Source organism: Mycolicibacterium smegmatis (genome assembly GCF_001457595.1).
GTDB lineage: Bacteria > Actinomycetota > Actinomycetes > Mycobacteriales > Mycobacteriaceae > Mycobacterium > Mycobacterium smegmatis.
This window is the reverse complement of the sequence record NZ_LN831039.1, coordinates 1847110-1871905: the sequence shown is the minus strand read 5'-3', so window position 1 is coordinate 1871905 and position 24796 is coordinate 1847110. Positions and strand designations below refer to the sequence as shown.

General features: G+C 69.0%; 21 protein-coding genes. 12 read left to right on the top strand and 9 right to left on the bottom strand.

Translation table 11 applies throughout. The features are described 5' to 3' along the window. Positions 1 to 4: 4 nt before the first annotated feature. The 5 genes from AT701_RS08775 to AT701_RS08755 are packed head-to-tail and all read left to right on the top strand — an operon-like array spanning position 5 to position 5318. Positions 5 to 1531: a sugar ABC transporter ATP-binding protein gene (locus AT701_RS08775; RefSeq protein ID WP_223495455.1), complete on the top strand. Its 1527-nt coding sequence runs from the start codon at positions 5 to 7 to the stop codon at positions 1529 to 1531. Then, the gene (locus AT701_RS08770; RefSeq protein ID WP_058125668.1) at positions 1531 to 2601 is read left to right on the top strand and encodes an ABC transporter permease; all 1071 of its coding nucleotides are present in this window, start codon (positions 1531 to 1533) and stop codon (positions 2599 to 2601) included. The genes AT701_RS08775 and AT701_RS08770 overlap by 1 nt, the downstream gene beginning before the upstream one ends. After that, positions 2598 to 3623, top strand: coding sequence for an ABC transporter permease subunit (locus AT701_RS08765; protein ID WP_011727843.1), 1026 nt, complete (start codon positions 2598 to 2600; stop codon positions 3621 to 3623). The genes AT701_RS08770 and AT701_RS08765 overlap by 4 nt, the downstream gene beginning before the upstream one ends. A 20-nt stretch (positions 3624 to 3643) precedes the next feature. Beyond that, complete coding sequence (locus AT701_RS08760; RefSeq protein WP_003893107.1) at positions 3644 to 4648, top strand: LacI family DNA-binding transcriptional regulator; 1005 nt, start codon at positions 3644 to 3646, stop codon at positions 4646 to 4648. 10 nt (positions 4649 to 4658) lie between these two features. Then, complete coding sequence (locus AT701_RS08755) at positions 4659 to 5318, top strand: HAD family hydrolase (protein ID WP_011727842.1); 660 nt, start codon at positions 4659 to 4661, stop codon at positions 5316 to 5318. A gap of 44 nt (positions 5319 to 5362) precedes the next feature. Here the strand turns inward: AT701_RS08755 and mmsB are convergent, their stop codons facing one another. The 5 genes from mmsB to AT701_RS08730 all read right to left on the bottom strand — a co-directional run bounded on the left by mmsB (position 5363) and on the right by AT701_RS08730 (position 11900). Continuing rightward, positions 5363 to 6622, bottom strand: coding sequence for a multiple monosaccharide ABC transporter permease (gene mmsB / locus AT701_RS08750; protein WP_058125667.1), 1260 nt, complete (start codon positions 6620 to 6622; stop codon positions 5363 to 5365). Then, positions 6623 to 8131, bottom strand: coding sequence for a multiple monosaccharide ABC transporter ATP-binding protein (gene mmsA, locus AT701_RS08745; RefSeq protein WP_036463239.1), 1509 nt, complete (start codon positions 8129 to 8131; stop codon positions 6623 to 6625). It abuts the gene before it with no gap. 17 nt (positions 8132 to 8148) lie between these two features. Then, a complete protein-coding gene (gene chvE / locus AT701_RS08740) occupies positions 8149 to 9246 on the bottom strand; it encodes a multiple monosaccharide ABC transporter substrate-binding protein (RefSeq protein WP_011727839.1) in 1098 nt (365 codons plus the stop codon). A gap of 300 nt (positions 9247 to 9546) precedes the next feature. Beyond that, complete coding sequence (locus AT701_RS08735) at positions 9547 to 10662, bottom strand: amidohydrolase (protein ID WP_042510626.1); 1116 nt, start codon at positions 10660 to 10662, stop codon at positions 9547 to 9549. Between the two features lie 53 nt (positions 10663 to 10715). Next, on the bottom strand, positions 10716 to 11900 hold the full coding sequence (locus AT701_RS08730) for a M20 family metallopeptidase (RefSeq protein ID WP_011727837.1): 1185 nt from the start codon (positions 11898 to 11900) through the stop codon (positions 10716 to 10718). 47 nt (positions 11901 to 11947) lie between these two features. Here AT701_RS08730 and AT701_RS08725 point away from each other — a divergent pair, with 47 nt between their 5' ends. Further along, on the top strand, positions 11948 to 12742 hold the full coding sequence (locus tag AT701_RS08725) for a purine-nucleoside phosphorylase (RefSeq protein ID WP_011727836.1): 795 nt from the start codon (positions 11948 to 11950) through the stop codon (positions 12740 to 12742). 6 nt (positions 12743 to 12748) lie between these two features. Here AT701_RS08725 and AT701_RS08720 read toward each other — a convergent pair whose 3' ends face one another. Then, positions 12749 to 13294 carry a TetR/AcrR family transcriptional regulator gene (locus AT701_RS08720; protein WP_011727835.1) on the bottom strand — a complete coding sequence of 182 codons (546 nt, stop codon included), beginning with the start codon at positions 13292 to 13294 and terminating at the stop codon, positions 12749 to 12751. Positions 13295 to 13392: 98 nt separating this feature from the next. On the opposite strand from AT701_RS08720, the gene AT701_RS08715 reads away from it, so the two are divergent. Then, positions 13393 to 14541, top strand: coding sequence for an FAD-dependent oxidoreductase (locus AT701_RS08715; RefSeq protein WP_011727834.1), 1149 nt, complete (start codon positions 13393 to 13395; stop codon positions 14539 to 14541). Positions 14542 to 14565: 24 nt separating this feature from the next. Beyond that, a complete protein-coding gene (locus tag AT701_RS08710; protein ID WP_058125666.1) occupies positions 14566 to 15330 on the top strand; it encodes a hypothetical protein in 765 nt (254 codons plus the stop codon). On the opposite strand, the gene AT701_RS08705 is transcribed toward AT701_RS08710, so the two are convergent. Next, positions 15288 to 16397 carry an AbrB family protein gene (locus AT701_RS08705; RefSeq protein ID WP_003893096.1) on the bottom strand — a complete coding sequence of 370 codons (1110 nt, stop codon included), beginning with the start codon at positions 16395 to 16397 and terminating at the stop codon, positions 15288 to 15290. The genes AT701_RS08710 and AT701_RS08705 overlap by 43 nt on opposite strands. 105 nt (positions 16398 to 16502) lie before the next feature. On the opposite strand from AT701_RS08705, the gene AT701_RS08700 reads away from it, so the two are divergent. Next, positions 16503 to 16979, top strand: coding sequence for a MarR family winged helix-turn-helix transcriptional regulator (locus AT701_RS08700; protein WP_003893095.1), 477 nt, complete (start codon positions 16503 to 16505; stop codon positions 16977 to 16979). After that, complete coding sequence (locus AT701_RS08695; protein WP_011727833.1) at positions 16976 to 18592, top strand: phospho-sugar mutase; 1617 nt, start codon at positions 16976 to 16978, stop codon at positions 18590 to 18592. Before AT701_RS08700 ends, AT701_RS08695 begins: the two co-directional genes overlap by 4 nt. A gap of 24 nt (positions 18593 to 18616) precedes the next feature. Here AT701_RS08695 and upp read toward each other — a convergent pair whose 3' ends face one another. Further along, entirely contained in the window at positions 18617 to 19240 is a 624-nt protein-coding gene (gene upp / locus AT701_RS08690) for a uracil phosphoribosyltransferase (RefSeq protein ID WP_003893093.1), read from the bottom strand. A 54-nt stretch (positions 19241 to 19294) separates the two neighbouring features. Between upp and AT701_RS08685 the strand changes: the two genes are divergently transcribed. Then, the gene (locus tag AT701_RS08685; protein WP_058125665.1) at positions 19295 to 21031 is read left to right on the top strand and encodes an L-aspartate oxidase; all 1737 of its coding nucleotides are present in this window, start codon (positions 19295 to 19297) and stop codon (positions 21029 to 21031) included. Here the strand turns inward: AT701_RS08685 and AT701_RS08680 are convergent, their stop codons facing one another. Further along, positions 21032 to 21946 carry an RNA polymerase sigma-70 factor gene (locus AT701_RS08680; RefSeq protein ID WP_058125664.1) on the bottom strand — a complete coding sequence of 305 codons (915 nt, stop codon included), beginning with the start codon at positions 21944 to 21946 and terminating at the stop codon, positions 21032 to 21034. It lies immediately after the preceding gene. A 102-nt stretch (positions 21947 to 22048) separates the two neighbouring features. On the opposite strand from AT701_RS08680, the gene AT701_RS08675 reads away from it, so the two are divergent. Further along, on the top strand, positions 22049 to 24754 hold the full coding sequence (locus AT701_RS08675; protein ID WP_174519575.1) for a helix-turn-helix transcriptional regulator: 2706 nt from the start codon (positions 22049 to 22051) through the stop codon (positions 24752 to 24754). Positions 24755 to 24796: the final 42 nt, after the last annotated feature.

Below are 24796 nucleotides of genomic sequence, written 5' to 3'. Positions count from 1 at the left end.
TCGCATGAACGAACCAACCGCGGTGCAGCCGGTCGTCGAGATGCGTGGGATCAGCATCGAGTTCCCCGGCGTGAAAGCCCTTGACGGGGTGGACTTCCGGCTGCTTCCCGGCGAGGTGCACGCGCTCATGGGTGAGAACGGCGCAGGTAAGTCCACCCTGATCAAGGCGCTCACCGGTGTGTACGACATCGACGACGGCACCATCGTCGTCGCGGGCACACCGTGCACCTTCGCCGGGCCGCGGCAGGCACAGGAGGCGGGCATCAGCACCGTCTACCAGGAGGTCAACCTGTGCCCCAATCTCACGGTGGGCGAGAACATCCTGCTGGGCCGCGAGCCCAGGCGCTGGGGGCGCATCGACTACCGCACGCTCAACCGCCGCGCGCGCGAACTGCTCGCCGAACTCGAACTCGACATCGACCCGCGCTCTCAACTCGGGTCACATCCCATCGCGATCCAGCAGCTGGTTGCCATCGCCAGGGCCACTGCGGTGCGCGCGCAGGTGCTCATCCTCGACGAACCGACGTCGAGTCTCGACGCCCGCGAGGTCGGCGAGCTGTTCCGCGTCATCCGGCGATTGCGTGACAGCGGCACCGCGATCCTGTTCGTCTCGCACTTCCTCGACCAGATCTACGCGATCTCCGACCGGATGACGGTGCTGCGCAACGGCAAACTCGTCGGCGAGTACCTCACCGCCGAGCTGCCGAAATCCGACCTGGTGGCCGCCATGCTGGGACGCCAGCTCGACGTGCTCGACGAGGTCGCCGAGGCCGCGAACGTGACAGCCGAGACGGCCGAGCACCAGAGCGAAACCCTGGTCCGCGCCGACGCTCTGGGACGCGTACCCGCGGTCCACCCGGTCACCCTCGACATCGGCCGAGGCGAGATCCTCGGTCTGGCAGGCCTTCTGGGGTCCGGGCGAACCGAACTGGCACGGCTGCTGTTCGGCGCCGACCGCGCGACGTCCGGCCACGTCGAGATCCGCGGCCGTCGCGTCGCGCTGCGCACACCACGCTCGGCCATCGCACACGGTTTCGCGTTCACCTCCGAAAACCGCAAGGACGAGGGCGTGGTGGGTGATCTCAGCGTGCGGGAGAACCTCGTGCTCGCACTGCAGGCCCGACGGGGGTTCGCCCGGCCCCTGTCGACGAAGACCAAGGACCAGTTGGTGGCGAAATACCTCGACGCCCTTGACATCCGGCCGCGAAATCCGGACACGCTGCTCAAGAACCTCAGCGGCGGCAACCAGCAGAAGGTGCTGCTGGCCCGCTGGCTCATCACCGAACCGGACCTGTTCATCCTCGACGAGCCCACGCGCGGCATCGACGTGGGCGCCAAGACCCAGATCCAGAAACTCGTCACCGAACTTGCGGGCGACGGCATGGCGATCGTGTTCATCTCGGCCGAGCTCGACGAGGTCACCCGCATCTCCACCCGCATCGCAGTGATGCGTGACCGCCACAACGTCGCGCTGGCCGAGGCCGGGACCTCACCGTCGAAGCTCACCGCGCTGATCGCGGGGACCTCGTGATGCTCAAAGGTTTCGCGCGTACCCCTCTGCTGTGGCCCGCGATCGCGCTCGTCGCGCTGCTGATCCTCAACGCGTTCCTGACGCCGGGCTTCCTGAGCGTGCGCGTGCAGGACGGCCACCTGTACGGCAGCGTCATCGACATCCTGCGCAACGGTGCACCGACCCTGCTGGTCGCACTGGGTATGACGCTGGTGATCGCCTCACGCGGCATCGATCTCTCGGTGGGCGCGGTCGTCGCGATCTCCGGTGCGCTGGCCTGCTCCCACATCGCGGCGGCCGGTGACCCGGCGAGCGTACCGACGGTGTTCGCGGCCATGGGCATCGCACTGGCCGTGGCCGCGGTGCTCGGGCTGTGGAACGGAATGCTGGTGGCGGCCCTGGGTATTCAGCCGATCATCGCCACCCTCGTGCTGATGACCGCGGGCCGCGGCATCGCACTGTTCGTCACCGAGGGACAGATCATCACCGTCACCAGTCCCCCGTTCAAGGTGCTCGGCGCGGGCTTCTTCCTCGGTCTGCCCGTCGCGATCCTCGTCTCCCTCGCGGTGTTCGTGCTCATCGGCCTGCTCACGCGTCGCACCGCGCTGGGCACGCTGCTCGAAGCCGTCGGGATCAACCCCGAGGCCAGTCGCCTGGCCGGTGTGCGCAGCCGCACGATCGTGTTCGCGATCTACGTGTTCTGCGCACTGTGCGCCGGCATCGCGGGCCTGATGATCGCGTCGAACATCTCGGCTGCCGACGCCAACAACGCCGGCCTGTGGATCGAGATGGACGCGATCCTGGCCGTCGTGATCGGCGGCACGTCGCTGCTCGGCGGCCGCTACAGCCTGACCGGGACCCTGCTGGGCGCGTTGATCATCCAGACGCTCACCACCACGGTGTACACCGTCGGCATCCGGCCCGAGGTCACGCTGGTGTTCAAGTCGCTGGTGGTGGTCTCGGTCGTGCTGTTGCAGTCGGCGAAGTTCCGTGCGCTGTTCGGCAGAAGGCGCACGCGCCGGCGCGCGCCCGTACCCGCCGTCGAGATCGCGGCGGCCGTGCCCGATCGACCGAAGGTGTCCCACCGATGACCGCCCCGACCGCAACCGTGCCCCCACTCGCACCCGACACCGCCGACGCCGGTCTGGTGGCCACCCTGCGCCGTCACGCGCAGGGACGCTTCGTCGGACCGGTCGCCACGCTGGTGCTGTTCGTGGCGATGTTCGGCGCGGTGCTCGACCGCTACCAGTTCGCCAGTCCGGCACAGGTTTTCCTGAACCTGTTGGTCGACAACGCCTACCTCATCGTCCTCGCGGTGGGCATGACGTTCGTGATCCTCACGGGCGGAATCGATCTGAGCGTGGGTTCGGTGGTGGCGCTGTCCACGGTGATCCTGGCCAAAACACTCTCGCTCGGCTGGCCCGCGCCGGTCGCGCTGGTGACCGTGCTGGCGGTCGGCCCCCTCCTGGGGCTGACCATGGGCCTGATCATCGAGTACTTCGACGTACAACCGTTCGTCGCGACACTGGCCGGGATGTTCCTGGCACGCGGCATGTGCTACGTCGTCAGCGTCGACTCGATACCGATCAACGACCCGGTGCTGCGCAACCTCGGGCTGACGTACCTGTACCTCTACGACGACAAGTTCATCCGCTGGCCCGTGATCATCGCGCTGGCCGTGGTCGTCGGCGCCATGTACGTCCTCCATCTCACCCGGTTCGGCAAGACGGTGTACGCGGTCGGCGGCAACCGGCAGTCGGCGCAACTCATGGGCCTGCAGGCCGCGCGCACCCGCGTGTCGGTGTACGTCATCAGCGGGTTCTGCGCGTCGCTCGCCGGGATCCTGCTGGCGGTGCAGAAGCTGTCGGGCTACAGCCTCAACGGGGTCGGACTCGAACTGGACGCGATCGCCGCGGCCGTGATCGGCGGGGTCATCCTCGCGGGCGGCGTCGGCTTCGTCGCGGGAGCGCTGGTCGGGGTGCTGGTGCTCGGCACCATCGAGACGTTCGTCACCGCAGAAAATCTCGATTCCTACTGGACCCGCATCATGACCGGTGCCCTGCTGCTCGCCTTTGTGCTGGTGCAGAGGGTGCTGGTGCGGAAGCCACGATGAGCCGCCGCGATAATGGCGTCATGACTCGCAAACCTGTGATGGCCGACGTCGCGCGCCTTGCCGGGGTCTCCCATCAGACGGTGTCGCGGGTGATCAACGGATCGCCGAGCATCCGGCCTGCCACGCGGCGGCGCGTCGAGGACGCGATCGCCCAACTGGGTTACCGCCCCAACACCGCGGCGCGGGCCCTGGTGACCAACCGCTCCGGCATCATCGGCATCATCGGGACCAACACCGGCCTCTACGGCCCGTCGAGCGTCCAACGCGCCGTCGAGGAGGCCGCGCGCGAGGCCGGGTACTTCTCCAGCGCCGTACCGCTGGCGTCGGTCACGCATCAGGCGATCCGCGGTGCCGTCGAGCACCTCTCCCGGCTCTCGGTGGAGGCCATCGTGATGGTGGCCGCGCAACAGGACGCGCTCACCCTGGTGCAGTCCGAGGATTTCGGGGTCCCCGTGATCGTGGTCGAGGGTGACCTCTCCGGTGCCGGCCTGACCGTCGGTGTCGACCAGGTCGGCGCCGCACGAAAGGCCACGCAGCATCTCATCGATCTCGGCCACACCGCGATCGCCCATGTCAGCGGGCCACCCAACTTCCCCGAGGCCGCGGGACGCACCAAGGGCTACCTCGACGCCATGCTGGCCGCACGCCTTGTGCCGCACCCCGATTGGCACGGCGACTGGAGCGCGGCCCGCGGCTACGAGATCGGTGAGAAGATCGCCGCACAGCGGGAGATCACCGCGGTGTTCGTGGCCAACGACCAGATGGCGATCGGCCTGCTGCACGCGCTGCACGAGGCCGGGGTCCGGGTTCCCGACGACGTCAGCGTCGTGGGTTTCGACGACATCCCCGAGGCCGCCTATCTCATCCCGGCACTCACCACCATCCGTCAGGACTTCGCGGCGGTCGGTCGCCGCGCCATCTCCCTCGTGACCGCTCAACTCTCGGGGGTCGAGACCGACACCGCACTGCTGCCCGCGGACCTCGTGGTCCGCGCCAGCACCGCCCCACCGCCCACAACGAAATGACATCTGCTACATGACATCTCACAAGACCTTCCCGATCGCCGGAATCCTGTTCGACAGCGACGGGGTGCTCGTGGACTCCCACGAGGCCGCGGCGACGGCCTGGAACCACTGGGCCCGCACATGGGCGCCGGGTTTCGACTTCCACCGCGACGCCCAGCACGGGCGCCGGCTGTCGGACGTGGTCGCCGAACTGGTGGGCGACGGCGACAGCGCGCTCGCCACAAAGGTTCTCACCGAACTGGAGATCGAGATGGCCACCGAGGTGCCCGCGATGGCCGGTGCGGTGGACCTGTTGTCGTCGAGCCCCGCGGACCGCTGGGCAGTGGTCACCTCAGGCGCGCGCGAGATGGCCGCTGCCAGATTGCTGTCCGCCGGCCTGCCCACACCCCGCGTCCTGGTGTCGGCCGACGACGTGACCGCGGGCAAGCCCGCACCCGAGCCCTACCTGACCGGCGCGCACCTGCTCGGACTCGAGCCGCGCGTGTGTGCGGTGTTCGAGGACGCCCACCTGGGCATCCTGGCGGCCCGTGCCGCGAACGTGGGTTTCGTGGTGGGCGTCGGTGCGCAGACGATCGGCGAGGACGTCGACGTGAGCGTGGCCGATCTGTCCGGGATCACCTTCGACGGAAGCCATCTCGTCATCGAGGCTGACGCGGTTCTCACACGCTGAGCGCACGAGCGGGCAGACCGCAGCCTGCCCGCTCGTGCACCCCCCTAGCGTCCGCCTTTTCGCTTGTTGTAGACATCGAACCCGACCGCGGCCAGCAGGACGAGTCCCTTGATCACCTGCTGGATGTCGCTGCCGATGCCGAGGATCGACATACCGTTGTTGAGCACGCCCAGCACCAGACCGCCCACGATCGCGCCGAACACGGTGCCGACACCGCCGCTGGACGACGCGCCGCCGATGAACGCCGCGGCGATCGCCTCGAGTTCGAAGTTGATGCCGGCCTGCGGTGTCGCGGAGTTCAGGCGCGCCGCGAACAGCAGACCCGCGATGGCGGCCAGCATGCCCATGTTGACGAACACCGCCAGCGTGACCCACCGGTTGCGGACACCGGAAAGCGCTGCGGCAGCCGGATTTCCACCGACGGCGTAGACCTGCCTGCCGAACACGGTGTTGCGCATCATAAACGCGTACACCAGCGTCAGCACCACCAGGATGATCCCGACGATCGGAACGCCACGGTAGCTCGCGAGCAGCAGGGTCACCGCGCCGAGTGCGACGACGATCGCCGCGCACTTGGCGATGAACACCGGCACGCCGGAGACGTCCTGCCCGTAGCGGATCTGTGAGCGGCGCCTGCGGAACTGCACCACCACCGCGGCCACCATGATGACCGCACCGAGAATGACCGTGGGCCAGTGGTAGAGCGCGTTGGTCCCCCATTCCGGCAGGAACCCGCTGCTGACCTGCTCCAGACCCCGGGGCATCGGGGCAATGGACTGCCCCTCCAGGAGGTACTGGGTGGCGCCACGGAACACGAGCATGCCGCCGAGGGTGACGATGAACGACGGTATCCCGACGAACGCGATCCAGAACCCCTGCCAGGCACCGATCACCGCGCCCGCGAGCACGCACACCACCACCGCGACCGGCCACGGCATGTCGTTGCGGACCATGAGGACCGCCGACATCGCGCCGATGAACCCCGCGACCGATCCGACCGACAGATCGATGTGGCCGTTGATGATCACGATGACCATCCCGATGGCGAGCACCAGGATGTAGCCGTTCTGCTGGATGATGTTGGTGACGTTGAGCGGCTTGAGCAGGATGCCGCTGGTCCAGACCTGGAACAGCAGCACGATCGCGACGAGCGCCACCACCATGCCGGACTGCCGGACATGTGACATCAGGTAGGCGGACAACCGCGTCCGCAGGCCGGGAGGTGTGGGTGGTGTGGCAGGCGAGTTCGCCGGCGAGGGAGCCGAGTCCGCCTGCCCCGACTGCGGATTCACCGTGGAGGTCACTTAGACCCGTCCTTTCATCATGTATCGCATGAGGGTCTCCTGGGTGGCGTCGGCGCGCGGCACCTCACCGGTGAGCCTGCCGGCGCTGAGCGTGTAGATGCGGTCGCACAGGCCGAGCAGTTCGGGCAGTTCCGAGGAGATGACGATGACGGCCTTACCGCGCGACGCCAGTTCGTTGATGATCGTGTAGATCTCGTACTTCGCGCCGACGTCGATACCGCGGGTCGGCTCGTCGAGGATCAGCACATCGGGGTCGGTGAACAGCCACTTGCTCAGCACGACCTTCTGCTGGTTGCCGCCCGAGAGTTTGCCGGTGACGGCCGACACCGACGACGCCTTGATCCGCATGGATTCCCGGAACCGTTCGCCCACACCGACTTCCTTGTGGTGGTCGATCACCGCACGGGTGCTGATCTTGCGCAGCGACGGCAGCGTGATGCTCTGGGCGATGCTGTCCATCAGGTTGAGGCCGAGGTGTTTGCGGTCCTCGGTGGCGTATGCGATCCCGTTGCGGATCGCGTCGGTCACCGTCTTGGTGCTCACCTCCCGGTCGCCCTTGAACACCTTGCCGCTGACGTAGCGGCCGTATGAGCGGCCGAACACGCTCATGGCCAACTCGGTGCGCCCGGCGCCCATCAGGCCCGCGATGCCGACGATCTCGCCGGCGCGGACGTTGAGGGACACATCGTCAACCACCTTGCGCTGCTGGTCGATCGGGTGCAGCACGGTCCAGTTGGCCACGGCGAACGCGACATCGCCGATCTCGTGGTCCCCGCGGGGCGGGAAGCGGTGGGTCAGGTCGCGTCCCACCATGCCGCGCACGATGCGGTCCTCGGTGAGCTGGTCGTTCACCTCGATGGTCTCGATCGTGTGACCGTCCCGCAGGATCGTGATGGCGTCGGCGATCTGCATCACCTCGTTGAGCTTGTGCGAGATGATGATCGAGGTGATGCCGTGGTCGCGCAGGTCGGAGATCAGCTCCAGCAGGTGGCGGCTGTCGGAGTCGTTGAGCGCCGCGGTGGGCTCGTCGAGGATCAGCAGACGCACGTCCTTGGACAGCGCCTTGGCGATCTCGACGAGTTGTTGCTTGCCGACGCCGATATCGGCGACGCGGGTCTGCGGACTCTCGTGCAGGCCGACCCGGTCCAGCAGGGCCTGCGCCTCGGTCAGGGTTCTGTCCCAACCGATCACGCCGCGTTTGGCCTGCTCGTTGCCCAGGAAGACGTTCTCGGCGATCGACAGGTACGGCACGAGCGCGAGTTCCTGGTGGATGATCGCGATGCCGCACCGCTCACTGCTGCGGATGTCCTTGAACTCACAGAGTTTTCCGTCGAAGAAGATCTCACCGTCGTAGCTCCCGTGGGGATAGACCCCGCTGAGCACCTTCATCAGCGTCGACTTGCCCGCGCCGTTCTCACCGCAGATCGCGTGGATCGACCCGGCCGGGACGGTCAGGTCGACCCCCGACAGGGCCTTGACCCCGGGGAATTCCTTGGTGATCCCCCGCATCTCGAGTAATGCCTGCGTCACTGGACCTGGGTCTCGGTGTAGTAACCCGAATCGATCAGCACCTTCTTGTAGTTGGACTTGTCGACGCTGACCGGGTCGAGCAGGTAGGACGGGACGACCTTGACGCCGTTGTCGTACGTCTCGGTGTCGTTGACCTGGGGGGTGCCACCGGTGAGCACCGCATCGGCTTCCTGCACAGCGGCTTTCGCGAGTTCGCGGGTGTCCTTGAACACGGTCTGGGTCTGCTCGCCCGCGACGATCGACTTCACCGACGCGAGTTCGGCGTCCTGGCCGGTGACGATCGGCAGCGGCTTGGCGGCGTTGCCGTACCCGGCGCTCTTGAGCGCCGAGATCACGCCGCGTGAGATCCCGTCGTACGGCGACAGCACCGCGTCGACGCGACCGCTCGTGTAGGCCTGGCTGAGCAGGTTGTCCATGCGCGACTGCGCGAGTCCGCCGTCCCAGCGCAGCGTGGCGATCTGATCGAAGGTGGTCTGGCCGCTCTTGACCACGAGCTTGCCGCTGTCGATGTAGGGCTGCAGCACGCTCATGGCGCCCTGGAAGAAGTAGGTGGCGTTGTTGTCGTCGGGCGAGCCCGCGAACAGCTCGAGGTTGAACGGGCCCTTGCCGTCGGCGACCCCGAGCGTGTCGACGATGTAGTTGGCCTGCAGGACACCGACTTTGGTGTTGTCGAAGGTCGCGTAGTAGTCGACGTTGGGTGTGCCCTTGATCAGCCGGTCGTAGCTGATCACCGGGATCTTCAGATCGGCGGCGTGCTGCAGGGTGTTGGTGAGCGACGAGCCGTCGATCGGGGCGATCACCAGCAGCTTGACGCCCTTGGTGATCATGTTCTCGATCTGCGAGACCTGGTTCTGCACAACGTCGTCGCCATACTGCAGGTCGGTGTCGTAGCCGAGGGCCTTGAACTGGTCGACCATGTTCTGACCGTCGGCGACCCAGCGCTCCGACGACTTGGTCGGCATGGCGATACCGACGGTGCCCTTGGCGTCACCGTCGCCACCGCCGCCACCTTCGGCGGACCGTCCACATCCGGACAGGGTCATCGCCATGGCCAGCGCCGCGAGCAGCGCGGCCAGCCAGGTCAACTTGCGCATCAATCCTCCTAAGCGGGGCCACAGTCATAAACGTCGGCGGCTACGTCTTTGACTGAACGTTGCGAGCGGGCGGTTACAACGGGCCGGTATGTGAGCGTTAACATCCGTCCGTAAGTATGTGAGCCACTTCACTGGATTGTCAATGCGATCTTACGAAGACTGTGTCGTTTCAGCCCCTGAGCAGCATTTTTGAAGTCAACAATTCAGCGATGAACGATTCTGCAAGCGCCAGAAGGCGATCCCTGGCAAACTCCGGATGTGAGCATTAACATCCGCTCAGGGTGAGAGTCGGCAAACCACCTACTGGCGCGCGGCCGCCACGATGTTGACCATCGTGCGCACCCCCACACCGAGCGCCCGCTCGTCGAGATCGAACGTCGGCTGATGCAGGTCCAGTTGCGGCCCCTGCCCGCTCCACACGCCGAGCCTGCCCATCGCGCCGGGGATCTCCTCGAGGTACCAGGAGAAGTCCTCGCCGCCGCCGGACTGATGCGTGTTGGCCAGCACGTCGGGGCCGACGGCCTCGATCGCGTGGGTCAGCATGCGCGTCGAGACGTCCTCGTTGACCACGGGCGGCACGCCGCGCCGGTAGTTGAGGCTGTGCTCGATGTTCAACGGCGCCAGCAGGGCCGTCACGGTCTCGTCGACGATCGCCTCCAGCGTCAGCCACGTGTCGCGGCTCGCGGTGCGGATCGTGCCGGCCAGGGTGCCGATCTGCGGGATCGCGTTGGCCGCGACGCCCGCGTTGACCGCACCCCACACCATGACGGTGTTGTGGCGCGGGTCGATGCGGCGCGACAGCACACCGGGCAGGCCCGTGATGAGCGTCCCCAGCCCGTAGACCAGGTCGCCGGTGAGATGCGGCCGCGAGGTGTGACCGCCCGGTGAGTGCAGCGTGATCTCGATCGAGTCGGCGGCCGAGGTGATCGGTCCCGGCTTGGTGGCCACACGGCCCACGCGCAGGCGGGGGTCGCAGTGCAGCGCGAAAATCCGGGTGACGCCGTTGAGCGCGCCTGCCGCGACGGCGTCGATGGCGCCGCCGGGCATCAGTTCCTCGGCGGCCTGGAAGATCAACCGCACCCCGACCGGGAGTTCAGTCGCCGAGGCCAGCACCTTGGCCGTGCCGAGCAGCACCGCGGTGTGCGCATCGTGACCGCAGGCGTGCGCGACGTTGGGCACCGTCGACGCGTACGGCGCGCCGGTCCGGTCGGCCATCGGCAGCGCGTCCATGTCGGCGCGCAACGCCACGCGTGGACCGTCCTCGGGACCGAAATCGCACGTGAGACCCGTCCCACCTGGCAGCACCTTCGGGTTGAGCCCGGCCTCGGCGAGGTGGCGCGCCACGAACTCGGTGGTGGCGAACTCCTGCCGTCCCAGCTCCGGGTGGGCATGGATGTGCCTGCGCCAGGCCACCATCTCGTCGTAGTGCTCGGCGAGCCAGCGGTCGGTGATCGCACCCAGATCCACGCTCACGACGCCACCCGCCGACTCTGCGCGGCCAGCACGCGGTCACGCTCGGCTGGGGTCTCGGCCAGCTGGACAACGGTGCGCGCCAACATGATCGCGCCTTCCACCACGGCCTTGTCGGCACTCGGCCCGGCCGCCGCGGCGGCGAAGGCCGGCTGGTGCAGCGACGCTCCGCCCGAGTCGACGCCGATCACCGGATGGATCCCCGGCATCAGGTGCGTCACATTGCCCATGTCGGTGCTGCCCAGCGGCACACTCGCCTCCACACTCTCCGGCAGTGGTTCCCGTCCCAGCCGCACCATCTCGGCGCGCACGGTCTCCGACAACCACGCATCCGGCCTCAGCTCGGCATACGCCGGCGCCGTCTCGGACACCTCGTGCTCACAACCCGTGGCCAGCGCCCCGGCCGCGAAACATCCGGCCATCCGGTTTTCCAGTTCGTGCAGCCCCGCCATGTCGACGGCCCGCATCGTGTATCGCATCTCGGCGTGGCCGGGAATGATGTTGGCGGCCTGGCCTCCGTTGGTGACGATGCCGTGCACCATCTGCCCCGGGGCCAGCTGCTGGCGCAGCAGACCGATCGCCACCTGCGCGACCGTCACGGCGTCGGCGGCGTTGACCCCGAGATAGGGCGCCACCGCGGCGTGCGATTCCCGTCCGGTGTAGCTCACGGCCACCTCGGTCAGCGCCAGTGACCGGGCCGCGGCGATGTCGACGGGGCCGGGATGGAGCATGACCGACGCGGCGATGTCGTCGAAGACGCCGGCGTCGAGCAGCAGGACCTTGCCGCCGCCGGTTTCCTCGGCGGGCGTGCCGACGAGCACCACCGTGAGGTCGAGCAGGTCGGCGACCTCGGCGAGCGCGAGCGCGGTGCCGACCGCCGACGACGCGATGATGTTGTGCCCGCACGCGTGCCCGATCTCCGGCAGCGCGTCGTACTCGGCACAGATCCCGATCACCAGCGACCCGCTGCCGTAGGACGCGCGGAACGCGGTGTCGAGCCCGCCGGCCGCCGCGGTGATCTCGAACCCGTACTCGGCGACGAGTGCCTGCGTCTTGGCGCTGCTGCGGTGTTCGGCGAATGCCAGTTCCGGTTCGGCGTGGATCGAGTGCGAGAGTTCGATCAGGTCACCGCTGCGCCGTCTGACGGCGTCCTCGACGCTGCGAGAAGCGGTGGCGGTGGACATTCTCGCAGTATCTCACTTGGGAAACAGGCCCGTTAAGCTCGCCTACCGTGACCGACCCGCATACCTCGAGCCAGGCGGCCGCGACCGCGATCGCCGACCGGACGGGCGTCGTCGAGCACGATGTCGCGGTGGTCCTCGGATCCGGCTGGGCGCCCGCCGTCGCCGAATTGGGCGACCCCGTCGGCGTGGTCGACATGGCCGACCTGCCGGGATTCACCCCGCCCACCGCAGCGGGCCACGGCGGTCAGGTGCTGTCGGTCCGTATCGGCGAACACCGTGTGCTGGTGCTCGTCGGCCGCATCCACGCCTACGAGGGCCACGACCTCGCACACGTCGTGCACCCCGTACGTACCGCGGTCGCGACCGGTGTGCGCACGGTCGTGCTCACCAACGCCGCAGGTGGGCTGCGGCCCGAGTACACCGTGGGCCAGCCCGTGCTGATCAGTGACCACCTGAACCTCACGGCGCGCTCCCCGCTGGTGGGGCCACAGTTCGTCGACCTGGTCGACGCGTACTCGCCGCGTCTGCGGGCCGTGGCCCGCGAGTTCGACCCGTCGCTGGCCGAGGGCGTCTACGCCGGCCTGCCGGGACCGCACTACGAGACGCCTGCCGAGATCCGGATGCTGCGCACCCTCGGCGCCGACCTGGTCGGGATGTCCACGGTGCACGAGACCATCGCGGCCCGCGCGGCAGGCGCCGAGGTGCTCGCGGTGTCACTCGTGACCAACCTCGCGGCGGGTATGACGGGAGAACCGCTCAGCCACGCCGAGGTGCTGCAGGCCGGACGCGAGTCCGCCACCCGCATGGGCGCGCTGCTCGCTTCAGTCATCGCGCGTCTCTGACGCGCCTCACCCCACCAGGTACCGCTGCAGCGTCGGGCCGATCCAGGCGACGACGCCGTCGCGTGACATGTCGACCAGCGGCGGAAACGCCAGCACGTAGCGGCACAACGCCATCCCCAGCACCTGCGATGCGGCCAGGCTGGCCCGCACCGGTGCGTCCGGGGCGCCGCCGGTGAGCTTGGCGATCACGGGCGCGAGTTGCGCGGCGAAGATCGTGCGCATGCGCTCGGCGACGGCCTCGTTGGTGACGCCCGCGCGCAGCAGGATCAGCAGCGCCTCGTCGCGCTCCCACCGCTCCAGGAAATGCCCGGCCAGTGTCGCGCCGATCTCCTCTCGCGGCACCAGGGCCAGGTCGGGCAGTTCCAGGTCGAACTCGGCCGCGGCCGCGAACAGCCGCTCCTTGTTGCCGAAATAGCGCATGACCATCGACGGGTCGATGCTCGCGTCGGCCGCGATCGACCGGATCGTGGCGCGCTCGTAGCCGTCGGCGGCAAAGCGCTCACGGGCCGCGGCCAGGATCACCGACTTGGTCTCAGCTGCCGATCGCCTCATGGTCAACAAGTGTAGGCCAACAAGTGTTGACATCACCTTTCACCGGGCATACCTTTGTCAACAAGCGTTGGCCAACAAGTGTTGACAAAGGAGTCGAGATGACAATCGCAACTGATGTCCTGATCGTCGGGGCCGGCCCCGTCGGCCTCGCCGCCGCGATGGTGCTCACCCAGCAGGGCCGCGACGTGACCGTCGTCGACGGCCAGGCCGAGGGCGCCAACACCTCGCGCGCCGCCGTGGTGCACGCCCGCACGCTCGAACTGCTCGAGCCCTACGGCGTCGTGGACGACCTGGTGAACCGCGGTGTGCACACGCCGGCGTTCACCATCCGGGACCGCGACGAACTGCTCGTCGAGGTGCCGTTCGGCCGGTTACCCACCGCCTACCCCTACACCCTGATGATCTCGCAGGCCGACACCGAGGCATTCCTGCTCAAGCGTCTGGAAGCCCTCGGCGGCAAGGTGATCCGGCCCGCCACGGTGACCTCGGTCACCCAGCACGGCACGCACGCGATGGTCACCTTCGAGGACGGCCAGCGGATCCGCGCGCGATATGTGGTGGGCGCCGACGGCATGCACAGCACGGTGCGTGAGGCGGCCCGGATTCCGTTCAGCGGCAGCACATATGCCGAATCGTTCGTGCTGGCCGACGTCCGGCTCTCGGGCGGCATCCCCACCAAAGAGGTGATTTTGTACTTCTCCCCCGCGGGCCTGGTGGTCGTCGCACCGCTGCCCGACGGCATCCACCGCATCGTCGCGACCGTCGACGCGCAGCAGGCGCAGGCACACCCCGATGCGGCGTTCGTGCAGGGCCTGCTCGACGAGCGCGGCCCGCACGCGTCACCCGCCGCGGTCCGGGACGTGGTGTGGAGTTCGCGGTTCCGCGTGCACCACAGGGTCGCGGACACGTTCCGCGCCAACCGGATTCTGCTGGCCGGCGACGCCGCGCACGTGCACTCCCCTGCCGGCGGGCAGGGCATGAACCTCGGCATCGAAGACGCCGTCATGCTCGCCGGGGCGCTTTCGGAGGTGCTCGACGGCGCCCCCGACACCGCGCTCGACGACTACGCGGCCGACCGTCGTCGCACCGCACAGAAGATCGTCGCGGCCACCGGACGGCTCACCGATCTCGCGACCGCGTCGGCGCGAAAACGTCCGCTGCGCAACCGGATCATGCGCGCCGCGGGATCCCTGCCCGCCGTACGGCGCGCACTGGCCTGGCGGCTGTCCGGGCTGGACCGTCGCTGACCCCCGTCCCACGGAAGGAGAATCATGAAACTCGTCAACGACACCCTGGCCGTCCCGGTCGAACTGATCACGCCCACCGACCACGGGTTCGTCATGCTCGCAGCCGAATTCGGCAGATGGGTCGGGCCGTTCGCGGCACCGTCGGCGAACCGGCGCCGCGCCGTGGACCGCGCGGTCGAGCTGACGCAACGTCTCGCCCGCCGCGACGACGTCGTCGAGGCCGCGGTGTTCCGCGCGGTGCTGCGCCCACCCGGCGAGGGGTCGGATGTGCTGGCCCGTGCGGGTGTTCGCCCCGCGCGTCACGACGTCGTGGTGCTGATCCGCACAGTATCGATCGACGCGGTCGACGCCGTGCGTGCCGACCCGGCCTTCGGCGATCTGGAATCGGTTCTGCGGCGCGGCGCGCGGCACACCCGCCGTATCGCGGCGGACAACGCGGCCCGCATCGCCGACGTCGACCACAGCCACGACCGGTGGTTTCTGTTCAACTACTTCCACTGCGACGACGCCGATACGGTGCAGGCCGTGTGGAAGTACACCGCGGGATGGTTCCAGCACCACACGGCACTGCCGGATTCGACGCTGCTGCGGCCGCTGCCCGGTGAGCCCGCCGACTACAGCGTGGTCAACCACGCGAGCTGGCCGACGCTGCGGACCTTCCTGCCGAGCCTGTTGTTCGACCGGACATTCCGCTCGTTCGTCCTGGCGAACTTCGCGGCCAACGGCGTCGCGGCGCAGCCGGTCATCTATCGACGTGCCGGTGTGGCGACCTCGGCCGCCTCGGTCTGACGACCCGTGAGCCGGATCATCACGCGGGCCAGCAGGGGTGCGGCGAACAGCATCAGCAGTACCCGCAGCACCTGCGCGGCGATGACGAACGTGACATTGGAGCCCGTCTCGACCGCGGTGGCCAGCACCGCGTAGACGCCGCCGGGGCTCGTGGCCAGATAACCCTCCAGCTGTGTCACGCCGGTGACGTTGGCCAGCACGACCCCCAGCAGTGCGGTGGCCACCCCGAGCACCACGATGAGCAGCAGGGCCAGCGGCAGGATCCGTCCGATGGCCCGCAGCGATTCCCGGGTGAACGCCACACCGGCCTGCCAACCGATCACCATGTAACCGGCCTGCACCAGCACGTCGGGGACGGTGAGGCCGAACGACAGACCGGTCAACTGCAGCACCACGGTCAGGGCCAGCGGGCCGAGCAGACCGGCGCCCGGCATGTGCAGCAACCGTCCGCCCACCGCGCCGACAATCACCAGGCCCGCGAGCATCGCGAGGCTCAGATACCAAGGCGCCGCGGCGGTTTGCGGTAGGTCGACGGCCGGATGCGACCGATCGGCGTGGAACACCACGGTCACCACGAGCGGAATGGTGGCCGTCACGAGCGCGACGCGCAGGTACTGCACGACCGAGACCACGCGGTCGTCGCCGCCGAGTTCACGCGCGATCGCCACGAGGCCCGACGCGCCGCCTGCCACGAGCGCAAGGGATCCGGTGAGCGGCGAGACATCGCGGTGCAGGCCGAGCAGCGCACCGGCGATGACGCTGATGACCAGGGTGGCCACGGCGATCGCCAGCACGATCGCCCAGTCCGAGTGCAGGGCGTCGACCGCGTCCTGGTGAACCATGGTGCCGATGTAGACACCGAGCACGCCCTGGGCCACCACGCCGGCCTGCCGCGGGACGCGTTCCGGGGCCAGAGCCGCGATCGCGAGCACGACGCCGACCACGAGGGCGGCGAACAGGGCGGCCGACGGGACGCCGATGAGGGTGAGCGGCACGGTGACCGCGATCGTCACCGCGAGCAGGAGGAGCCACCGAAGCGCGATGAGCGACCACCGTGACTTCAGCATTCCACCTCCCTACCCCCACAAACCTAAGTCAAACCTTGTAAATTCCCCACAACTCTCTGCAGTTATCCCGACCTCGCTGGCCGATTACCAAGGTATAACTTCGTTATGGCTGATGTCACCCCGCTGCGAGCGGCCACCGGGACGTCCGCGGCCACCGAACTGCGGGAAGCGATGATGGCGGTGACCCGCCAGATGCGCAGACACCGTCCCGACCACGGCCTCACGCTGAGCCAGCTGGAAATCCTCGGCGAGGTGCACCGGTCCGGCACCATCACCCCCGCCGAACTCGGCGTGCGGCTGCACGTGCGCACGCAGTCACTCACCGACAGCATCAACGAACTCGTCACGCGCGGACTGATCGAACGGCGCCCCGACGAGACCGACCGCAGACGTCAGCTCATCTCCCTGACACAGGCCGGCGCCCAACTCCTTGAGGCCGACCGCGCCGAACGCGACGCCTGGTTGCACGACACCATGCGCGAGAACCTCTCCGAGCTCGAGTTCAATCTGCTGATGCTCGTCGCACCGGTCCTGCGCAAGCTTGCATATGCCGACGCCGCTGCGGGCACACTTGGCTCATGACGTCGACCGCGACAACAGCGCAGGAATGGATCGCCCACGACCCTGACCCGGAAACGGCGGCCGAGCTGAGCGCCTGCAGCCCCGAGGAACTCGAACACCGGTTCAGCCATCCGCTGACGTTCGGCACCGCGGGACTGCGCGGACCCCTGCGCGGCGGGCCCGACGGCATGAACCTCGCCGTCGTGCTGCGCACCACGTGGGCGGTGGCACAGGTGCTCAAAGAACACGGCCTCGGCGAATCCCAGGTGGTGGTCGGACGCGACGCGCGCCACAAGTCCGACGAGTTCGCACTGGCCGCGGCCGAAGTGCTTGCGGCCGAGGGTTTCGAGGTGCAGCTGATGCTCGCGGCCGTCCCCACCCCCGTGGTCGCGTTCGCGGTGCGCCACATGCCCGCCGTCGCAGGCATCCAGATCACCGCATCGCACAACCCCAAGACCGACAACGGCTACAAGGTGTTCGTCGACGGCGGGATGCAGATCACCTCCCCCACCGATCACGAGATCGAAGAGGCCATCTCGCGTGCGCCGCACGCCGACGAGATCACGCGGGCACCGGTCACCACGGGCGGTCTCGCCCAGATCAAGGCCTACCTCGAACGCGCCGCGCGGGTGCGGCGCAGATCCGACACGGTGCGAGTCGCGTTCACGCCGATGCACGGCGTCGGTGGCGAATTCACACTCGACGCAATGGCCTTGGCCGGCCTCGACGACGTGCACGTCGTCGAGTCGCAGTTCAACCCCGATCCCGAGTTCCCCACGGTCGAATTCCCCAACCCGGAGGAACCGGGGGCCACCGACGAACTGCTCGCACTGGCCGAACGGGTCGGGGCCGAGATCGCGATCGCGCTGGACCCCGACGCGGACCGGTGTGCGGTCGGAATCCCCACCCCCGACGGATGGCGCATGCTCTCGGGCGACGAAACCGGTTGGCTGCTGGGCGATTACATTCTGTCGCAGATCGAACCGGGGATGGTCAGCGAGTCCACGGTGGTGGCCAGCACCGTCGTGTCGTCACGCATGCTGGCCTCGATCGCCGCGGCGCACGGCGCCCATCACGTCGAGACGCTCACGGGCTTCAAGTGGCTGGCGCGCGCCGGATCTCCCGGCACCACATTGGTGTACGCGTACGAGGAGGCCATCGGGCACTGCGTCGACCCGTCGTCGGTCCGCGACAAGGACGGCATCACCGCCGCGATCCTCGCGTGTGATCTGGTTGCGGCGCTGCGCTATCAGGGCCGCACCATCGTCGACGCGCTCGACGGCCTCGCCCGCGCCCACGGCGTACACGTCACACGTGCGGTGTCACGCCAGGTGTCCGACGCCGACAAGGCCATGGGCCGCCTGCGCACCCAGCCGCCCGACGAACTGGCCGGGTTCACCGTGGCCGTCGAGGATCTGGCCGAACGTCGCGGGCAGCAACGCACCGACGCACTGATCTTCACGGGCGAGGACGGCGGCACCGCCGTGCGCATCGTGGTGCGGCCGTCCGGCACCGAACCGAAACTCAAGTCCTACATCGAGGTTCGCTGCGCTCCGACCGACGATCTGGCCGCCGCGCGGGAACGCGCGAACCGCATCAGCGACGAACTCTGCCGCGCCGCGAAAGGCTGGTGACCGGGCTGGTTCAGGACGGCCGGTTCACCGGGGCCCGAACTGGCGGTCACCCGCGTCACCGAGGCCAGGCACGATGTAGGCGATCTCGTTGAGCCCCTCGTCGACCGTCGCGGTGATCAGGCGCATGTCCGGCGCGACGGCCTCCAGCGCGGCGATGCCCTGCGGTGCGCACACCACACACACCGCGGTGATGTCGACGGCGTTGCGGGCCTGCAGCAGGCCGATCGTGTGCGCCATCGAACCGCCCGTGGCCAGCATCGGATCCAGCACGAACACCGCACGCTCACTGAGATCGTCGGGCAGCGAGGCCAGGTATGGCGTCGGCTGATGCGTCGTCTCGTCGCGCGCCACACCGACGAAGCCGACCTGCGCCTCGGGGATCAGGGCATGGGCCTGGTCGACCATCCCCAGCCCGGCACGCAGCACCGGCACCAGAAGCGGCGGGTTCGCCAACCGCGAGCCCACGGTGTCGGTGACGGGGGTGCGCACCGGGATCTGCTCCGAGGGCGCGTCGCGCGTCGCCTCGTACACCAGCATCAGGGTCAGGTCCCGCAACGCGGCCCGGAAGGCGGCGTTGTCGGTGCGTTCATCCCGCAGCGTGGTCAGGCGCGCAGCAGCCAGCGGGTGGTCGACGACGCGTACATCCATGCGCCGACCTTAACGCCCGGATAGCTCGATGGTGACCCCGGCGTTCTCCCGAAGATGAGAACCGAAGACCCCGCCCGGCAGATCTCCACCGCAGTGCTCGTCATCGGCACCGGCGGTTCGGGGTTGCGCGCCGCGATCGAACTGGCCGAACACGGAATCGATGTGCTGGTGGTCGGCAAGCGGCCCAAGGCCGACGCGCACACCACGCTCGCCGCGGGCGGGATCAACGCCGCACTGGCCACGATGGACCCCGAGGACAGCTGGCAGCAGCACGCCGCCGACACCATCACCGAGAGCTATCTGCTCGCCGACCCGGTCACGGTGCAGACCGTCACCGAACACGCCACGGAGTCGATCGCCGATCTGGAACGGTGGGGCATGGCGTTCGCGCGCGAACGCGACGGCCGCATCTCGCAGCGCTTCTTCGGCGCCCACACCTACCGCCGCACCGCGTTCGCCGGTGACTACACCGGGCTGGAACTGCAGCGCACCCTGGTCGGACGTGCCGCCGAACTCGCCATTCCCGTACTGGATTCCGTGTACATCACCCGACTTCTGGTCCGCGACAACGTGATTTTCGGCGCGTACGGTTTCGACCTTCGTGACGGTACGCGTCACACCATCCACGCCGACGCCGTGATCCTCGCGTGCGGTGGCCACACCCGCATCTGGCGGCACACCTCTTCGCGGCGCGACGAGAACACCGGGGACGCGTTCCGGCTGGCGGTTGAGGCCGGTGGCCGCATCCGCGACCCAGAGCTGGTGCAGTTCCACCCGTCGGGCCTGCTGGAACCGGAAGACTCGGCAGGCACCCTGGTTTCGGAAGCCGCGCGCGGCGAGGGCGGCATCCTGCGCAACGCGCTCGGCGAGCGCTTCATGGCGCGCTACGACCCCGACCGCATGGAACTCTCGACGCGCGACCGCGTCGCGCTCGCGGCCTACACCGAGATCAAGGAGGGCCGCGGCACCCCGCGCGGCGGCGTGTGGCTGGACGTGTCCCACCTGCCCCGCACGCAGATCATGCAGCGCCTGCCGCGCGTCTACCAGACACTCATGGAGCTGCAGTTGCTCGACATCACCACCACCCCGGTGGAGATCGCGCCGACGGCCCACTACTCGATGGGTGGTGTGTGGGTGCGCGCCGAGGACCACAGCACCGACGTGGTGGGCCTGTACGCGGTGGGCGAGGCCGCGAGCGGTCTGCACGGGGCCAACCGGCTGGGCGGCAACTCGCTCATCGAGCTGCTGGTGTACGGAAAGATCGTGGGCCGGGCCGCGGCCGCCTACTCCAATCGCCTGCTTGCCCAACAACGCTGCCCCGCCGCGATATCGGATGCCCGCGAGGAGATCGACGCGATGCTGTGCGCCCGCGGCTCGCAGACCGTGCGGTACCTGCAGCGCGCGGTGCGCAACCTGATGACCGAGCACGCCGGCGTGATCCGCGACGAGGACGGTCTGAACGTCGGGTTGGAGAAACTCGACGACGTCGAGGCGCAGTTGTCCGACATCGCGGTCCATCCCGACATCGCCGGATTCCACGATCTGGCGCATGCTTTCGACCTCAAGAGCGGGATCCTGGCGGCGCGTGCAACGTTGGAGGCAGCACGGGAACGCCGGGAGACCAGGGGTTGCCACAACCGCTCCGATCACCCCGACCTCGACGAGCGGCTGCGGGTCAACCTGGTGTGGTCGGCACCGGGTCAGATCTCCCACGAGGCGATCGCCGATGTCCCCCACGACATCTCAACACGCATGCGTGAGGTGTCGTCGGCCGGCAAGCTCGTCGAGTGATCAGCGTCCCTGGGCCCGCGCGATTCCCGCGAGCTTCTCGGGAGCCAGCACCCACAACAGCCGGTGGATCCCGTCGGCCGACGCGGCGACGGTGAGAAACGCGGCGGGAGAATCGTTGTGGACGACGAGCACCGCGGAGCGGCCGTTCGCGGTGATCCACCGCAGGCTCGCGCCGGACCACAGCCGGTTGCGGAAGGCACGCACGAACTTGGCGACTGTCGTCCGGCCGACCACCGGGATCTGCGCGGCGTTGCGCACGCCGTTGCCGTCGGTGTGGCTCACCACGTCCTCGGCGAGGATCTCCTCGAGCGCGTCGAGGTCGCCGCTTCGCGCCGCGGTGACGAAAGCCCGCAGCAGACGGTCCTGTTCGGCGGTGGCCACCGGCGCCGCGCGCCGTGTCGTGAGACGTCGCCGTGCGCGGCTCACGAGCTGCCTGGCGTTGGGCACCGACACACCGACGGTCTCGGCGATCTGTTCGTACGGGTAGTCGAACGCCTCACGCAGGATGTAGGCGGCGCGTTCCGGCGGTGCCAGGCGCTCGAGCAACATCAGCGTCGCGAGTTCCAGCGCCGCGCCCCGCTCGGCGCCCAGCGCCGGGTCGGCGGTGGTGTCGACCGGTTCGGGAAGCCACGGGCCGATGTAGGTTTCGTGGCGCGCCCGCGCGGACTGCAGCACGTTGAGGCAGATCCGCGTCACCACCGTCATCAGGAACGGCACGGGGTCCGTCACCGCTGCGCGGTCGGTGTCCTGCCACCGCAACCACGCCTCCTGCACGGCGTCCTCGGCCTCGGCGACCGTACCCGTCATCCGGTAGGCGACACCGAAGAGGCGCGGCCGCACCCGGGTGAAGACCGCTTCCGCTTCCGAGAGTTCCGTCCACGCCGGATCGGACGCCGAACTGGGTGCCGGATCCATGGCCTGAAGTCAAACACACCAGGCCGTGTCCCGGCTGCGATCGGCGTGACGCATCCCACGGTGGCGGGCTGTCACAGATCACCGGTCCGGCCGGTCTACCTGATGACACGAGAGGTGGACGAGCAGATGACACAACGCGGGGAACGACACCTGATCGGGCGGGCCACCGAACGCGGCGCACTGCGACAGGTGTGTGCCGACCTGCGGTCCGGATCCGGCCGGGCCCTGGTGCTGCGCGGCGAACCCGGGGTGGGCAAGACCGCCCTGCTCGACTGGCTTTTCGACGAGCAGACCGGCTCTGCCGATGCGCAGGTGGTGCGGGTCAGGGGTGTCGCGTCCGACATGGACCTCACCTACGCCGCCCTACAGCAGGTGTGTGCCCCGCTGCTGGATCACCTCAAGCGGCTGCCGGACCTGCAGCAGCAGGCGCTGACCGTGGCCTTCGGCCGCGGTCCTGGCCCGCAGCCGGATCGATTCCTGGTGGGCCTCGCGGTGGTCGAACTGATGGCGGCCGCGGCCGCCGCAAAACCGGTGCTGTGCATCGTCGACGATGCACAGTGGGTCGACGACGCATCGCTGCAGGCGCTGGTGTTCGTGGCGCGCCGCCTGCCGGACGCGCCGCTGGCGTTGCTGTTCGGGGTGCGCTGCGGCACCGCGTTGCCGGGCCTGCCCGAACTGACGGTCGGCAGGCTCAACGACTGCGAGGCCGGTGAACTGTTCGACGCGTTGCTGCCCGGACCCATCGATCCGCGGGTGCGCGACCGGATCGTCGGCGAGACCCGAGGCAATCCGCGGGCCCTGCACGCGTTGCCCGCGACGTTCGCGGCCGCCGAGGTCGCCGGCGGCTTCACCAACCCGCGGATGCGGCTCGCGTTGACGAATCCCGGTGTGACCTCGGAGTTTCCGGAGCCGACACGCCGGTTGCTGCTGGTCGCCGCGGCCGAACCGACGGGCGATCCCCTGCTGCTCGCGCGGGCCGCGGACATCCTCGGAATCGGTTTGCGGGCCCTCGCACCGGCCGAGACGGCCGGCTTGGTCGAGATGGGAGCCCGCGTGTGGTTCCGCGAACCCTATCTGCGGACCGTGATCTACCGGACGGCGCGTCTCGACGAGCGACGCACGGTGCACCGTGCGCTCGCGCAGGCCACCGACGCCACGCTGGATCCGGCGCGGCGCGCCTGGCACGCCGCCAATGCCGCGAACGGTCCCGACGAGACCGTGGCGACGCAACTGCAGGAGGCGGTGGTTTCCGCACGGGACACCGGCGGCGTGGTGGCCGCGGCCGCGTTCTGGGAGCGTGCGACGGCGCTGACGGCCGATCCGGCGCGGCGGGCCGCGCGCGCACTCGCCGCGGCCGAGGCGAAATACGTTGCCGGTGAACACAGTACGTCGCTCGACCTGCTCGGCATCGCCGAGGCGGGACCCCTCGGCGCGGCCCAGCGCGCGCTGGCCACACGGTTGCGTCTCCTCCTCGACGACGGGCCGGCCTCGGCACTTCTCGATGTCGCGCACGGCCTCGGCGCGCTGGACACCCGCGCGGCCTGCGAGGTCCATCGCGACGCCCTTGCCGCCGCGATCTCCGCGGGCCGCAGCGGGGAGGCGCACATCCTCAAGGAGGCCGCCGAATCCGCCCGGTCCGCTACCGCCCGGGACGAGGCCGGCGACCTGCTGCTCGACGCGCTGGCCACGCGTATCGCGTGCGGACCGTCGGCCATCGGACCCCTGCGACGCGCCCTCTCGGTATCACCGGCCTCGTTGTGGCCGACGGTTCCGATGCTGCTGGAGGCCGCCGTCGCAGACTGCTGGGACGACGACGCGTGGCATACGGCGTCGACAGCGCTGCTGCAGGACGTTCGGCATTCCGGCGCGCTCGCGCTGCTGCCCGAGGCCCTCGCCTTCCGTGCTGGACTGCACCTGCAGTGTGGTGAATTCTCCTCCGCGGCAGAGCTTCTCGCCGAGGCATCGGACCGGGGCGCACACGCGGCAATGCTCGCGGCCTGGCGCGGTGACGTCGCCGAGACGACGCGTCTGACCGAGGGGCTCGGCGCGGGCCGTGCGGTGGGCGTCGCCGGCCATGCCGTGGCCGTGCTCAACAACGGTCTCGGGCACTACGAACAGGCGTTCGCCGCGGCCCAGCAGGCCTGCGAGTACGAGGATCTCGGGTTCCACGGCGGCACGCTCGTCGAGTTGATCGAGGCGGGTACGCGGTGCGGTCAACGCGACTCGGCGACCGAGGCCCTGTACCTGCTGGAGGAACGCACGACGCAGGCCGGCACCGCGTGGGCCGCGGCGGCGCTGGCCGGCGGCCGGGCACTGCTGTCGAGCGGCCGGCGCGCCGACGGTCTGCACCGGGAGTCCATCGAGCACTACGAGCGCACGCGGCTCACCGTGCAGGCGGCACGCGCCCGGCTGCGGTACGGGGAATGGCTGCGTCGTGCCAACCGACGGCCCGACGCCGTCCGCGAGCTCACCGCCGCCCACGAGGTGTTCGTCCGGATCGGCGCACAGGCATTCGCCGAACGGGCACGCCGCGAACTGGTCGCCGCGGGCCCTACGGCCCGCAGGGTGCCGGGCCGTTCGGGCGAGCAGTTGACCGCGCAGGAGACCCAGGTCGCGGGCCTGGCCGCGCGGGGACTGACCAATCAGGAAATCGCCGCGCAGTTGTTCATCAGCCCCCACACCGTGGAATGGCACCTGCGCAAGGTGTTCGTCAAGCTCGGCATCACCTCACGCAGGCAGTTGCGCACCCACGGCCCACGAACCACGGGTTTTCAAGGGTCCGCTTTCGAAGTGGAGCGACGAGCCTGAGATGGCAGCCCCACACAGCGCTGCACACGAGCGAGATCGGGG